This is a genomic window from Streptomyces sp. NPDC058697 (assembly GCF_042715345.1).
GTDB classification, from domain to species: Bacteria; Actinomycetota; Actinomycetes; order Streptomycetales; family Streptomycetaceae; genus Streptomyces; species Streptomyces liliifuscus.
In genome coordinates, this window is record NZ_JBHXSU010000015.1 from 171,163 (window position 1) to 184,555 (window position 13,393).

The following is a 13,393-nucleotide window of genomic DNA, read 5'->3' on the forward strand; positions in this document are numbered from 1 at the left end:
GCGGACGGGCCCGCACCCCTTCTCCAGGGGTGCGGGCCCGTCCGTGTCGCCGTCTGCCCGGTGGTTCCGGTGCCCTTGCTCCTCAGCGGAGTTCCGGGTGGAGCCTCTCGGGACCGCTGTGGAACATCGAGCGGAGCTTGGCGCGGACCTCCTGCTCCTCCTCGGACAGCGGACCGGGGCCCGACCGAGGCGGAACCCCGCTGATCGTCGCGGCGGGCGCCTGCGGGGCCTCGTAGTGGTCGGGAGCCGTGCGGAGCGTGAACGCGGTGGACCCGATGAGCAGGACCGTGAAGGCGATCGCCGCGCGGGTCCAGCGACGCGCGCGGCGCTCGCTTCCCGACCGCACCACGACGGGCTTCGCGGCGGTCCGCAGCGACTCCTTGCTCCCGAGCTCCGTCAGCCTGAGCCGCAGGTCCCCGGGATCCGCCAGCTCGGGCACGCGCGCGGCGACGACCTCACGCGCGTGCAGCAGCCGGCCCGCCGCCGCGGGCGTGCTCGCCTCCGTCTCGGCCGCGGTCTCCGGCAGCCCGATGCCGAGGCCGTCGTGGAGGAGCACCGTGCGGCGGTACGCGGGCGGCAGGCTGAGCAGTACGGCGAGCAGCCGGCGGTCGTCCAGGGCGGCGGGCGGTGGCTCCGGAGTCCGGTGCCGAAGACGCAGCCGGTGCCAGGGGGACACCGCGTACTCGTACGCCGCCGCCCGCACCCAGCCCGCCGGATCCCGGTCCACCGCCACCTCCGGCCAGCGCTGCCACGCCAGTTGGAAGGCCCGCTCCACGGACTCGCGGGCCAACTCCCGCCGCCCGGTCAACAGATAGGCCTGCCGTGCGAGGGCGGGGGCCGCGAACGCGTAGAGGGCGTCGAAGGCCTGACCTGGCGTCAGGACGGGGGCGGGGAGCGCGAGTTCGAAGTCGGCCTCCGCCTCGGGCCCGTCCGGGTCGTCCGCCTGGTCCTCCGCCGGGTTCTGCGCCTGGTTCTGCGCCTGGTTCTCGGCAGGGTTCTCCGCCTTGTTCTCTGTCTGGTTCTCCGCCTCGGTATTCACCTCGGTCCCGTCCTCGGCCTCGGCCTCCGGAAGTGGCGGCGGGCAGGCAGGGGTCTGCGTCACCGGGCGCCCCTTCGTACGTAAAAGTACATAAAACATATATTGAGCGACACATCCGGGGTTCGCCTGTTACGAGGAGAAAGCGCGTGTCGTTGGGAGCATGGCGGCGTGACCCAGACGACCGACCGCAGTCCGGACCGCAGCCCGTCCCCGCCGTCCCTGCCGAGCCTGCTGACCAAGCCGGCCCTGCTGGCCCGATGGCGCGGGAGGTCGCCCGGATTCGCCCCGAGCCTGGTCGGCGGCGCGCTCGCGGCGGGGCTCGGACTGGCGGCGTTCACCGTACTCGTGACGGTCCTCTGGATCAGTTCGCCCTATCCGGACAGCGGTCCTGACGGGGCGTTGCATGTCGCCGCCGGGCTGTGGCTGCTCGCGCACGGCTGTGAACTCGTCCGCACGGACACGTTGTCCGGCGTACCCGCGCCCGTCGGCGTGACCCCGCTCCTCCTGGTCGTGCTGCCCGCGTGGCTGCTGCACCGCGCGGGGCGCGACGCGGCGGACGGCGACGAGGAGTCGGCACCGCCCGCCGTCCGCACGGCCTGGGGCGGTGTCGTCGCGGGCTATCTGACGGTCGGCACGGCCGCGGCCCTGTACGCCTCGGGCGGTGCGCTGCGGCCGTCCTGGGCCTCGGTCGCCGGGTGGCTGCCGCTGTTCGCGGTGACCGCGGCGGGGGTGGGCGTGTGGACGGCGTACGGGCGCCCCCGGGGGCCTCTGGCGCCGCCCGTGCGCCGGGCTCTCCGCGCCCTCCCCCTCGCCTCCTTCGTGTCCGCCGTCCCTGGGGTCCGGCTCCCGGCCGCTGTGCGCGCGGCGAGTGCGGGTGCGGCGGTGCTCGTGGGGGGCGGGGCCGTGCTGGTCGGCGCCTCGCTGGTGTGGCACGGAGGCCTGGCCCGTGTGTCGTTCCTGCATCTCACGGAGAGCTGGTCGGGACGGTTCGCGGTACTGCTGCTGGCACTCGCCCTCGTGCCGAACGCGGCGGTGTGGGGGGCCGCGTACGCCCTCGGACCCGGCTTCCTGCTCGGCGCGGGGCACGCGGCCGATCCCCTGATGTCGTCGCCCGGTCCGCTGCTGCCGCCCTTTCCCCTGCTGGCCGCGGTTCCGGGCGCGGGCCCGGGCACTCCGCTGAACTGGGCGGCCGGGGCCGTGCCGTTGGTGGCGGGCGTGGTGGTGGCCTGGTTCACGGTGCGGTCGGGGGTACCGGGCCGGATGGACGCGGGGAAGGGCGAGGCAGGGGCAGGGGCTGACGGGAGTGGGAAGGGGAGGGGGAAGGAGGGAGGGAAGGGGAGGGCCCGGGTTCCGGTGGAGGCCCACGGTGGTGAGGCCTGGCCGCCCGGCCGGACCGCCGGGAACGCGGCCCTCGCGGCACTCCTCTGCGGACTGGCCCTCGCGGCGCTCGCCGCCCTGTCGGGCGGCCCCCTCGGCACCGACGCACTCGCCGACTTCGGCCCCGTCTGGTGGCAGACGGGGCCCGCGGCGGCCGGGTGGACCGCGGCGGTGGGCGTCCCGGCCGCCCTGCTCCTCCGCGCCTGGCGCCTTCGACAGCCGCGGGTACGGGTACGGGTACGGGTGCCGCGGGCACCCCGCGTACGGGCCGCGCGTACGGGTGGGCTACGGGTGCGGGTTTCCTGGGTGCGGGGGCCTTGGGGGCGGAGGCGGGGAGTCCAGGAGCATGGGGTTCAGGAGCGCGGGGTTCAGGGGCACGGGGTCCAGGAACACGGGGGTCAGGAGCAGGCGGGCCGGATGCATGTGAGCCAGACCCATGGGGGCCAGACCCGTGTGGGCCAGACCCATGGGGGCCAGCCACATGTGGGGGTGACGCATGCGGGCCCGAAGCCCTCGGTCCGTGAGACTTCGGGCACGCAGCTTTCGGGCACGCAACTCTCGGCCCATGGGCCCGCGGCCCGGGTGACCCCGGCTCATGAGCCGCTGGTCCGGGAGCCGTTGGCCGAGGAGTCGCAGGCACACCTTCCGGGCTCCGAGCCGGCAGGAGGCATGGTCCCGTCCCATGGCCGCGAGCGGTCAGAAGCTGTGCTCCCGGACTTCGAGCGGTCAGAAGGAGGGTTCCCCGCCGACGGGCCCTCCGAGCAGGCACAGCAGCCGGGCTTCGGGGTCGCCGAGCAGGCTTCCCGCCTTGAGTCCGGGTCCTTCGAGCAGGCACAGCAGCCGGACTTCGGGCTCGCCGAGCAGGTTCCCCGCCTTGAGTCCGCGCCCTTCGAGCAGGTCTCTCGGGCCGAGTTCAAGTATTCCGAGCAGGCTCCTCGTCCCGTAGTCGGGCGCTCCGAGCAGGCACAGCAGCCGGACTTCGGGCTCGCCGAGCAGGTTCCCCGCCCTGAGTCCGGGTCCTCCGAGCAGGTCTCTCGGGCCGAGTTCAAGTATTCCAAGCAGGCCCCTCGTCCCGCCGACGGGCCCTCCGAGCAGACCCTTCACGCCGAGTCCAGAGCCCCCGAGCACCTCGCCGACCAGCCCCTCGCCCCCGAGTCCCTCACCCCCGAGCACCCTGCCGACCAGCCCCTCGCCCCCGAGTCCCTCACCCCCGAGCACCCTGCCGACCAGCCCCTCGCCCCCGAGTCCCTCGCCCCCGAGCACCCTGCCGACCAGCCCCTCGCCCCCGAGTCCTTCGCCCGCCCGCCCCTCGCCCCCGAGCCGACCGCATCCTCCCTCCACCCCCGGACGTCCCCCGAACTCCCCACCGAACCCTCGCCGAACCCGCGCGCCCAGCGCACCCGAGGCACCCAGGGCGGTCAGCCCACCCCGCGCACCAGCTGGTTCTCGCGCGTGTGGCGTCGGCGGCAGTCGGAGGTGCCGCCCGTTACCGCTGTCGCCCCCGTCGCTCCCGTCGAGAGTCGTCGTGTCACCCCGGACCCCGACTTCGAGCCGTACGACTTTCTGCCGCCCTCCGACTCCTTTGGCTCGCTCTGGCACGACGATGTGTCGCGTGAGGCGCGCTGGGCCGCTCTCAAGCAGGTGTCCGGGCCTGCCGATCCCCCGGGGCAGGGGGATCGGAGGGACTGACGGGGGTCAGCGGGCCGCGTCCAGGCGGGCCCGCTGTTCCGCCGTCAGTTCCAGGTCGACCGCCGCCAGGTTCTCGTTCAGCTGGGCCACGGAGGAGCAGCCGACGAGGGGGATCGCCGGGACCTCGCCGTCGATCAGCCACGACAGGACCACCTGGTTGACCGTCGCACCGGTCTCCTCGGCGACCGAACGGAGCGCCGCCAGCCGGGCCGGCGTGCCCGCGTGGTCGAACTCCGGTCCGAGCGGCTTGTCCTCGCGGACGTAACGGCCGGACAGGAGCGGGGTGTAGGCGACGAGCGTGAGGGACGGTTCGGCGCGCAGATAGCTGAGCAGGTCGCCGCCGGTCACGCCCTGGTCGCCGTCCGGCGAGAGCTGCCCGGGCAGATCGGCGCGCTTGCGCAGATAGCTGTGCTGGTACTGGAGGACCTCGTAACCCGGCAGGCCGGCCGCCGCCGCGAGGCCGCGCGCCCGCTCCAGACGCCAGGTCCAGTGGTTGCTGGCGCCGAGCAGCCCGACCGTGCCCTCGGCGACGAGTTCGGCGAAGCCCTCGACGGTCTCCCGCAGGGGCACGGCCGTGTCCTCGATGTGGGCGTACAGCAGGTCGAGCTTCGGGACGCCGAGCCGCTCGCGGCTGCCCTCCACCGCCTCCCGGACGGCCTTGGCGGACAGCCCCTCCGGGTTGTCGGTGTAGCTCGTGCCGGGGGCGAGCGGCCGTGCGCCCAGCTTCGTGGCGATGACGATCTCGTCGCCGATGCCACGGCTGCGCCGCCAGCGGCCGAGCAGGGCCTCGCTCTCGCCGCCCTGCGTGCCGTTGACCCAGAACGCGTAGTTGTCGGACGTGTCGATGAACGTGCCGCCCGCCTCGACGAACCGGTCGAGGATCGCGAACGAGGTCGCCTCGTCCGTGACCGTCCCGAACAGCATCGCGCCGAGGCTCAGGACGCTCACGTCACGGCGGGTTCCGGGGGTCGTTCCGATCGTGCGGTAGCGCATGCGGGTGTCCTCCCCTTGCGGCCCGCCGAGCGGCGGGCGTCGAAAGGAGCATGGATTTTGAAGCGCACTCCAAGTCAACCCACGTACGGCCCACTACCGCACCACGTACGGTCCACGGCCGCACCACGCACGGTCCACGGCCGCACCACGGCCGCACACATACGGCCCACTACCGCAGCACGGACAGCCCAACTGCCGCACCAAGTACAGCGCGGGCCGTCAGTCCTGCGTCCCCAGCAGCCCCCGCAGCTCCTCCGGCAGCAGCTGGTCGCAGGACTTCTTCGCCGTGTTCGTGAGCGAGTCGTTCACGCACGTGTAGTAGTCGCTGTACACGAGCTGTGCCGTGAAGGTGGCCGCGACCATGGCGAGGGCCAGGGACGCGGTGACCAGGCCGCTGATCGCCGCCGTGGTCTGGGGCCTGGCGCCCGAGGTGGGCGGCGCCGGGGTGTTCGGATCGGGCGCACGCGGCGGCTTGCTGCGCAGGGCGCTGATCGCCCAGTACATGGCCAGCGCGCCGAGCAGGAGTGCCACGTACGGCCAGCTGAAGAGGGCGAAGAAGAACGCCCACATGCCGGACAGCAGCGCGAACCGGGCGCGGCGCTGGGCGGGGTCGGTCGGGTCCCAGCGCATGCCGGGGCCCGGGCCGCCGGGTCCTTCGGGGCCGTTCTGGCCGCCGCCGGGCCCGCCGCCGCTGGAACCGGGCCGGTCACCGAACCGGCCGCCCTGCGCGGGCCCCGGCTGGCGGTCGCTCCACTGGCTGCCCCAGGGGGAGCCGTCGCCCTCGCCCCGGCCGTCCTGGCCCTCGCCCTGTCCACGCGCGGGCCGCCGCGGCTGCCAGGGCCGGTCGGGCGTGCCCTCGGGCGGCGGGGCGAACGGGTTGTCGTCGGCGGGAGGCTGCGGCGGCTCGGGCCGCTGCCCGGAATCGGGCGCACCGGAGCCGTCCGCGCCACCGGAGCCGCCCCGGCCGCCCGAGGAGCCCTGCCCACCTGCGGAACCCTGGCCGCCCGCTGAGCCCTGCCCGCCCTCGGGCACGTCGTCGCTCTCCCGCGGCGGAGTGGGAGAAGGGCGCCGCTCGCGCAGCAGGAGCGGAGGGAGTCGGAGACTGCGGTCCGGCATCAGGTGTGCGTCTTCCCCTTGATGGTCTCTGGCGGCAACGTGTCCACAGAGCTGGTTACGTGTCCGGGGCTCGCGCCCAAGCGTTCGTACCCGTCCCTGGTCAACGTCCCGTGCGCAGAAGGCGTTCCCCTGTGCGCACGGTGTTCCCCGGGCGGATCCTCCCCAGACGCTACCTTCCGGCCACGCCCCCGTCCCGTGGGGGCCGCTCGGTGTGCCGGTATCGTTGCTGACGGTCGGCCGCTTCGTAGACTTCCCCGTATCCGGGGGCTCGATGCATTCGTACGACCGTACAAACGCCGACCGCGGACGTGCTCTCCCCGAGAGCGGCCTCCCAAGAACCCCATGAACCCCCCATGAGCCCCCAGGAACCCCGAAAACCCCCGAGAAAGGGCCCCGCCGTGGCCAAGGCCAAGCGCCTCGTCGTGCTGGTCTCCGGATCAGGTACGAATCTGCAGGCTCTCCTCGACGCGATCGCGTCGGAGGGGACGGCCGCCTACGGAGCCGAGATCGTCGCGGTCGGCGCGGACCGCGACAGCATCGGCGGCCTGGAGCGCGCCGAGCGCGCCGGGCTTCCCACCTTCGTGTGCCGGGTCAAGGACCACGCCACGCGCGAGGAGTGGGACAGGGCACTGGCCGAGGCCACCGGCGCGTACGAGCCGGATCTCGTCGTCTCTGCCGGGTTCATGAAGATCGTGGGCAAGGAGTTCCTGGCCCGCTTCGGCGGCCGGACCGTGAACACCCACCCTGCGCTGCTGCCGAGTTTCCCGGGGGCGCACGGCGTTCGCGACGCCCTCGCGTACGGCGCGAGGGTCACCGGGTGCACCGTCCACTTCGTCGACGACGGCGTCGACACCGGCCCGATCATCGCTCAGGGCGTGGTCGAGGTCCGGGACGAGGACGACGAGAGCGCTCTGCACGAGCGCATCAAGGAAGTCGAGCGAAGCCTGCTCGTCGATGTCGTGGGGCGGCTCGCCCGCAACGGCTATCGCATTGAGGGACGAAAGGTAGTTATCCCGTGACCGCCGAAGGTACGCAGGGTACGCAGGACACGAAGCGGGTCATCCGCCGCGCGCTCATCAGCGTCTACGACAAGACCGGTCTCGAAGACCTCGCCCGCGGTCTGCAGGCCGCCGGTGTCGAGCTGGTCTCCACCGGCTCCACCGCCGCGAGGATCGCCGCCGCCGGAGTCCCGGTCACCAAGGTCGAGGAGCTCACCGGCTTCCCCGAGTGCCTGGACGGCCGGGTCAAGACGCTGCACCCGCGCGTGCACGCGGGCATCCTCGCCGACCTGCGCCTGGAGTCCCACCGGCAGCAGCTCGGCGAGCTGGGCGTGGAGCCGTTCCAGCTGGTCGTCGTGAACCTCTACCCGTTCCGCGAGACCGTCGCCTCGGGCGCCACGCCCGACGAGTGCGTCGAGCAGATCGACATCGGCGGCCCCTCGATGGTCCGCGCCGCCGCCAAGAACCACCCGTCCGTGGCAGTCGTCACCAGCCCCGAGCGGTACGCCGACGTGCTGTCCGCCGCCCGCGACGGCGGCTTCGACCTGCACGCCCGCAAGCGGCTCGCCGCCGAGGCGTTCCAGCACACGGCCGCGTACGACGTCGCCGTCGCCTCCTGGTTCGCGAGCTCGTACGCGCCCGCCGACGACTCCGCCTTCCCCGACTTCATCGGCTCGACCTTCGAGAAGCGCAGCACCCTGCGCTACGGCGAGAACCCGCACCAGGGCGCCGCCCTCTACGTCGACGGCACGGGCGGCCTCGCGGAGGCCGAGCAGCTGCACGGCAAGGAGATGTCGTACAACAACTACACGGACACGGACGCCGCGCGCCGTGCCGCGTACGACCACGACGAGCCCTGCGTCGCGATCATCAAGCACGCCAACCCGTGCGGTATCGCGATCGGCGCGAACGTCGCCGAGGCGCACCGCAAGGCGCACGCCTGCGACCCGCTCTCCGCGTTCGGCGGCGTGATCGCCGTCAACCGTCCGGTCTCGAAGGAGATGGCGGAGCAGGTCGCCGAGATCTTCACCGAGGTCATCGTCGCGCCCGAGTACGAGGACGGCGCGCTGGAGGCCCTCACCAAGAAGAAGAACATCCGCGTGCTCCGCGCCCACCAGGGCCCGGCCGCCTCCGTCGAGGTCAAGCAGATCGACGGCGGCCGGCTCCTCCAGGTCGCCGACCGCCTCCAGGCCGACGGCGACAACCCGTCCTCCTGGACCCTGGCGACCGGCGATGCCCTGTCGCCCGGCGAGCTGGAGGAACTGGCCTTCGCCTGGCGGGCCTGCCGCGCGGTGAAGTCCAACGCGATCCTCCTCGCCAAGGACGGCGCCTCCGTCGGCGTCGGCATGGGCCAGGTCAACCGCGTCGACTCCGCGAAGCTCGCCGTCGAGCGCGCGGGCGCCGAGCGGGCCCGGGGCTCCTTCGCCGCCTCGGACGCCTTCTTCCCGTTCCCCGACGGCCTGGAGATCCTCACCGACGCCGGCGTCAAGGCTGTCGTCCAGCCCGGCGGTTCGGTCCGTGACGAACTGGTCGTCGATGCCGCGAAGAAGGCGGGCGTGACGATGTACTTCACGGGGACGCGCCACTTCTTCCACTGAGCAGCACGCGTCGGACGGCCCGCCGGCAGTCCCCCCCCCAGACACCGGCAGGCCGTTGTCGTGTCGCGACGGCCCCTGTCAGACCGAGGGGCAACTGGACTGGGTGTCGATGCGGACGCCGGTGACCGTGGAGGTGGAGCTGAAGTGGAAGGTCTGGTTCGGCTTCAGGCACGCGTAGTACGTCACGCCGTCGTTCCAGTCACTGTCGGTCAGGTAGAAGCAGACGCGGGGCCAGCCGCATCCGTTGTAGTCGTCGGCCGAGGCGATGGGGGCCGTGGCCAGCCCTGCGGTGGCGAGTGCGGCGGCCGCTGTCGCCACGACGGCCATCCGCCTGGTCGTCTTCGGTCGAACACGCACAACGAATCAGCTCCCCGATTTTGTCCCAATGGGTACGTGCCGGTCGGGCACGCCTGACTGTCTCCCGGACGCGGGTGCTGAGGTACCTGCAACTGTTCAGGTTGCGTGTCCCGTCGTGACTGCTTGGACCCCCTTCATCGGGGGCACGCGAGGGCGCCGACGTGGCGGCGAGTCAGCCCGCCGCCGCGGAGCAGCCCGCGCCCAGGAGGAAGAGGCCGGTCCACATCGCCAGGGCGAGGATGTCGTCGCGGCCGAACAGCGGGGCGCGTACGACGTCCAGGCTCTCCGCGTGGTTGGGTTCCCGCGGGTCGTAGACGACCCTGAACTCCTCGCCGACCTGGGGAATGTGCTCGCGCGTCCGGACGACGGCGTGGAACTCCGCGCCGTCCGGGCGCAGCCGGTGGCCGCAGCGGACGCGGATCGGGCCGTCCCCCAGAGCGTTGAGGTGCGCCCGGCAGACGGCCGTCGTGACGCGTCCGTGTCTGCGCAGGCGGCGCTCGCGGGCGGCCCGGGGGCGGAAGGACACGATGCTGACGACGGCGAACACCGCACAGAAGATGGCCCAGCCTCGCACGGCGCCCCCCGGCTTGGTCCGTGTGGATGTGTCCGGATTCCCGCTGAATTCATTCTGAGCAGTTCCGGCCGTGCGGGGAAGGCCCAGCTCCTCCCCGAGCGTCAGCAGCGTGCGATCCACCTGTGGGACAGCGGGGCGTATGTGCCCGCCAGGTTTCCCTGGTTTCGCTGGGAGGTGCAGCCCGTGCGGTTGCGTGCGTTCTTCCGGGTGATGTCCGCGCCGACGGGGGTGAAGTCGCGGCCCCTGAAGTACGCCACCGCGCCGAGCCCGTTCTCGTCGTCGCTGCTGTTGTTGAAGATGGACTTCACCGGCCGGCCCCGGGTCCACCCGCAGGTCTCTGGCCCCGACAGCCAGTCCGTGTCGTCCTCGTGCCAACTGCACATCTCGCCCGAGCCGTTGGGCTCACTGAAGAAGCAGACGGAGTCGGCCGGGCAGCGGTGGTTGCCGCAGCGGCGCGGGCCGGGTTCCGCCGTGTCCGGGCCGGGGCGCAGCCGGAGTTTGACCGCCAGGTAGTCGATGTTCCAGTACACGGAGGAGCGGTTCGCCGCGGGCCAGCCGGGGCTCTCACCAGGCGGTGAGCACGGCGAAGTACCGCTTCGTGCGGTCGAGCGTGAACGCCGGTGCCGTGATGGTGCCGGAGAGCCCGGAGCGGGCCGCGGCGCCGTAACTGTGGCGCGGCGCCCACACGTCGAAGCTGAGCAGCTCGCCCGCCGCGGGCAGGACGACACGGGAGAACTCGAACGACACGGGCGCGTCCAGGCGGCCCGGCGCGACCTTGATGTGCTCGCCGGCGCCCTCCGGGTTCTCGACCACGTAGGTCTGGTCCTCGCTGAGGTTGCTCAGGATCCAGAAGGCCCGGTGCGCGGTGATCTCACCGGCGACCCTGGGCACCCCTTCGTGGGCGATCATCAGCCCGCAGTCCCGCGCGGTTCTTCCGAAGGCGAGCCTCTCGCCCGACGCGAGCCTGATCCGGTCGTCGCATCCGTCGGCGGATCGGCCACTGCGCGGTGGCACCACGATGACGGTGTACATGGAGTCGTCCCCCTCCTCCTGCCTCAACGGAGGCCAGAGTAGGGCGAGTTACCGGGGACATGTCACGGCGGCTCGACGGGGGAGGGCACGGCGACGGCGGCCTCCGGCCCTCCCCCGAGGGAGCCGGAGACCGCCGCCTTCACCATGGACCGGTACCGCCCACCCTGGCGGCGGACGCCCGCGAGCGGTACCTCGGAAGTCTCAGGGTCACTTCTTCGCCGCGGGCGTGTACTCCTTGAGGTAGTGAGCGACGCGGGCGGCGTAGTCGCGGTACTTCGGGGGAACACCGGCCGCGTCGTTCACCTTCTCGTACGACGTCCGGTAGGCGGCCGCGATCAGCACGCGGTGGTCGCCTTCGAGCTTGGGATCGAGTCGTGGCGCGATCCAGCACAGGTATCTGCTCATGGCGGGGATGGACTCGGCGGGGGAGAAGGGCGGCTCGGGGATCGTCTTGGCGGTGACACCGTCGGACCTGATCCACCAGCGCAGCACCCGCGGGGTCCAACGGGCGATGCCGTACTCGTCGTTGGCGGGGTCGGACAGCTCCGGGTCGAAGCCGCTCTCCACCTTCAGCATGGCCGCGAGGAGCGCCGGGGTGACCTCCTCCTGCACACAGTCGTGCGCGGAGTCGACGATCAGCGGCCGGTGGACGGCCGGTACGCCCTTGTCGGTACGGAGTTCGCCGGCGCCGTACGAGGCCTGGACGACCTTCTCGGTCGCGGGAGCGCCGCCCCCGTCCCCCTCGGTATCGCTCGCGTCGTCGCCCGCCCAGGTCGTGATGCCGTACGCGAGCCCCGAGACGGCGACCGTGGCGGCCGCGGCGGCGAGGACCAGCGTCGAACGGCGTCCGCGCCGGGCCCGCAGCCTCGGCAGGCGCGGGGACCGACCGGTGCCGGCCGCTTCCTCCACCCGCCGCAGCAGCGCCTCCGAGGAGATCCGTTCCGTGTGCGTACGGGCCAGACAGTCCCGCACGATCTCCCGCCAGCCGTCCGGGAGTTGAGGGGACAGCCGCAGCTCGTCGGTGCCGCGCGCGTACCGGACGGCGGCGTCCCGGCGGGCCGAGGGGGTGCCGCCCGGCAGCGGGAACGTGTCGGTGAGGACGAGATGGGCGAGGACACCGAAGGCCCAGACGTCGGCCGAGGGCCGGATCTGGCGGCCGCGTTCGCCGATCTCCGACCAGAGGAGTTCGGGCGGGGTGTAGTCGGGGGTGGAGAAGGCGGGGGTGTAGGCGTGGGTGCCCTCCAGCTCGGCGGCCATGTTGAAGTCGGCGAGCCGGGCCGAACCGTCCTTCATCAGCAGCACGTTGGCGGGCTTGAGGTCACCGTGCACCCAGCCGGCGCTGTGCAGTTGCGCCAGCCCCTCACAGGTCTGCGCGAGCAGCGCGGGGCCCTGCGGCGGGTGCGGGGAACGGTCGAGGAGCGCGGCCAGCGAGCCCTCGGCCCGTTCCAGTACGAGGACGGTGGCGCCGTCGAGTTCGGGGTGGTCCGGGTCGTCCACGGTGAGCGTCTCGTACATCCGGATGAGCCGCGGGCGCGTGAGTCTTCGGTGCAACTCGACCTCGCGCTCGGCGAGTTCACGCAGATGCGTCAGCTGACGGGGCGTACCCGTACCGGTGGGCAGGAACTTCAGCGCGGCCGACTTCGGCAGGCCTTCGCGCGGGTGGGCGCACCGGGCCTCGTAGACGCTGCCGAACGCGCCCGTGGCGATCGGGTCCCGCACCTCCCAGGACCCCACCCGGTACCCCTTGGGCACCGGGACCGCGTACGCCTCGGTCACCGCGCCGCCCGGCCCGCCGGCTCCGTCAGGACGAGCAGGTCGTCCTCCCGTACGAGATCGAAACGCAGGGCCAGGGAGACCAGGGACTCCTTCTTGCCGTTGAGGCGCGGGCCCGTGTCCGCCGTGTCGGGGCCCGGCTTGAGCCGCAGCTTCACGGCGAGGTAGTCGATGTTCCACTGGACCGAGGTGCGGGACGCGGCGGGCCAGTGGGGCCGCAGCCGCTCCACGACCTGGTCGACCGTGGGCAGCGGGGCGTGCGGTTCACCGCGCAGCCGGGGCTCGCAGAGGGCGGCCAGGACCGCGAAGTACCGCTTGGTGCGGTCGACGGAGAACGCGGGCGTGGTCGTCGCCCCGTCCAGGCCCTCCGGTGAGCGCAGATAGTCGTGGCGGGGTGCCCACACCTCGATGGGCAGCAGGTCGCCCGCCGCCGGGAGCACGATCCGGGAGAACTCGAAGGGGACCGGCGCGTCCAGCCGCCCGGGTCCGACCTTGATGTGCTCGCCCGCGCCCTCCGGGTTCTCCACCACGTACGTCTGATGGGCCGAGAGGTTGCTCAGTACCCAGAAGGCGCCCTGCGCGGTGATCTCTCCCGCGTTCCGCGAGACGCCTTCGTGTGCGATTGCAAGTCTGTTGCCCGTCGCGGAACGCCCGAAGGCCAGCCGCTCGCCGGGCGCGAGCCGGATCTGGGGGCCGCTGCGCTTTGCGGTGTACGTGCCGCTGTGCGCGTCGCCGTATGCGCCGCGGTTCGTGTCGCCGTACGTGCCGCGGTTCGTTTCGCCGTACGTGCCGTTGTGTCCGTCCTCCGTGGTCGGCGGAGGTACCACGATGATGCTGTACAAGGCCG

The 13,393-nt window shown here is 72.7% G+C and carries 9 protein-coding genes and 3 pseudogenes; 3 read left to right on the forward strand and 9 right to left on the reverse strand.

The window, feature by feature from the left end:
* Nucleotides 1-82: 82 nt before the first annotated feature.
* Complete coding sequence (locus ACFWXQ_RS30690) at nucleotides 83-1,102, reverse strand: RNA polymerase subunit sigma-70 (RefSeq protein WP_383936691.1); 1,020 nt, start codon at nucleotides 1,100-1,102, stop codon at nucleotides 83-85.
* 156 nt (nucleotides 1,103-1,258) lie between these two features.
* Here ACFWXQ_RS30690 and ACFWXQ_RS30695 point away from each other — a divergent pair.
* Nucleotides 1,259-2,734: pseudogene (locus ACFWXQ_RS30695) on the forward strand (DUF6350 family protein); the annotation flags it as partial.
* A 1,377-nt stretch (nucleotides 2,735-4,111) separates the two neighbouring features.
* Here ACFWXQ_RS30695 and ACFWXQ_RS30700 read toward each other — a convergent pair.
* Both ACFWXQ_RS30700 and ACFWXQ_RS30705 read right to left on the reverse strand, forming a co-directional pair.
* Nucleotides 4,112-5,098 (reverse strand): aldo/keto reductase, encoded by a 987-nt coding sequence (locus tag ACFWXQ_RS30700; protein ID WP_383936693.1) that lies wholly within the window; start codon nucleotides 5,096-5,098, stop codon nucleotides 4,112-4,114.
* 219 nt (nucleotides 5,099-5,317) lie between these two features.
* On the reverse strand, nucleotides 5,318-6,214 hold the full coding sequence (locus tag ACFWXQ_RS30705) for a hypothetical protein (protein WP_383936695.1): 897 nt from the start codon (nucleotides 6,212-6,214) through the stop codon (nucleotides 5,318-5,320).
* A gap of 353 nt (nucleotides 6,215-6,567) precedes the next feature.
* On the opposite strand from ACFWXQ_RS30705, the gene purN reads away from it, so the two are divergent.
* Both purN and purH read left to right on the forward strand, forming a co-directional pair.
* Complete coding sequence (purN, locus tag ACFWXQ_RS30710; RefSeq protein ID WP_383936697.1) at nucleotides 6,568-7,233, forward strand: phosphoribosylglycinamide formyltransferase; 666 nt, start codon at nucleotides 6,568-6,570, stop codon at nucleotides 7,231-7,233.
* Nucleotides 7,230-8,810 carry a bifunctional phosphoribosylaminoimidazolecarboxamide formyltransferase/IMP cyclohydrolase gene (purH, locus tag ACFWXQ_RS30715; RefSeq protein WP_383936699.1) on the forward strand — a complete coding sequence of 527 codons (1,581 nt, stop codon included), beginning with the start codon at nucleotides 7,230-7,232 and terminating at the stop codon, nucleotides 8,808-8,810. The genes purN and purH overlap by 4 nt, the downstream gene beginning before the upstream one ends.
* Nucleotides 8,811-8,888: 78 nt before the next feature.
* Here purH and ACFWXQ_RS30720 read toward each other — a convergent pair whose 3' ends face one another.
* From ACFWXQ_RS30720 to ACFWXQ_RS30745, 6 genes and pseudogenes are all read right to left on the reverse strand, one after another.
* Nucleotides 8,889-9,167 carry a hypothetical protein gene (locus tag ACFWXQ_RS30720; protein ID WP_383936701.1) on the reverse strand — a complete coding sequence of 93 codons (279 nt, stop codon included), beginning with the start codon at nucleotides 9,165-9,167 and terminating at the stop codon, nucleotides 8,889-8,891.
* A 172-nt stretch (nucleotides 9,168-9,339) separates the two neighbouring features.
* Nucleotides 9,340-9,861, reverse strand: a complete 522-nt coding sequence (locus ACFWXQ_RS30725) for a hypothetical protein (protein ID WP_383936703.1) — start codon at nucleotides 9,859-9,861, stop codon at nucleotides 9,340-9,342.
* Nucleotides 9,843-10,172: pseudogene (locus tag ACFWXQ_RS30730) on the reverse strand (peptidase inhibitor family I36 protein); the annotation flags it as partial. The pseudogene ACFWXQ_RS30730 and the gene ACFWXQ_RS30725, both read right to left, overlap by 19 nt.
* Before the next feature lie 12 nt (nucleotides 10,173-10,184).
* A pseudogene (locus ACFWXQ_RS30735) lies at nucleotides 10,185-10,773 on the reverse strand (FHA domain-containing protein); the annotation flags it as partial.
* A 207-nt stretch (nucleotides 10,774-10,980) separates the two neighbouring features.
* Complete coding sequence (locus tag ACFWXQ_RS30740) at nucleotides 10,981-12,549, reverse strand: serine/threonine protein kinase (RefSeq protein WP_383936705.1); 1,569 nt, start codon at nucleotides 12,547-12,549, stop codon at nucleotides 10,981-10,983.
* On the reverse strand, nucleotides 12,546-13,388 hold the full coding sequence (locus tag ACFWXQ_RS30745) for an FHA domain-containing protein (RefSeq protein ID WP_383936707.1): 843 nt from the start codon (nucleotides 13,386-13,388) through the stop codon (nucleotides 12,546-12,548). Before ACFWXQ_RS30745 ends, ACFWXQ_RS30740 begins: the two co-directional genes overlap by 4 nt.
* Nucleotides 13,389-13,393: the final 5 nt, after the last annotated feature.

Coding starts and splice junctions, on each gene's coding strand:
- ACFWXQ_RS30705 (WP_383936695.1), bottom strand. CDS start 6,214: ATGCCGGACCGCAGTCTCCGACTCCCTCCGCTCCTGCTGCGCGAGCGG.
- purN (WP_383936697.1), top strand. CDS start 6,568: ATGAGCCCCCAGGAACCCCGAAAACCCCCGAGAAAGGGCCCCGCCGTG.
- ACFWXQ_RS30700 (WP_383936693.1), bottom strand. CDS start 5,098: ATGCGCTACCGCACGATCGGAACGACCCCCGGAACCCGCCGTGACGTG.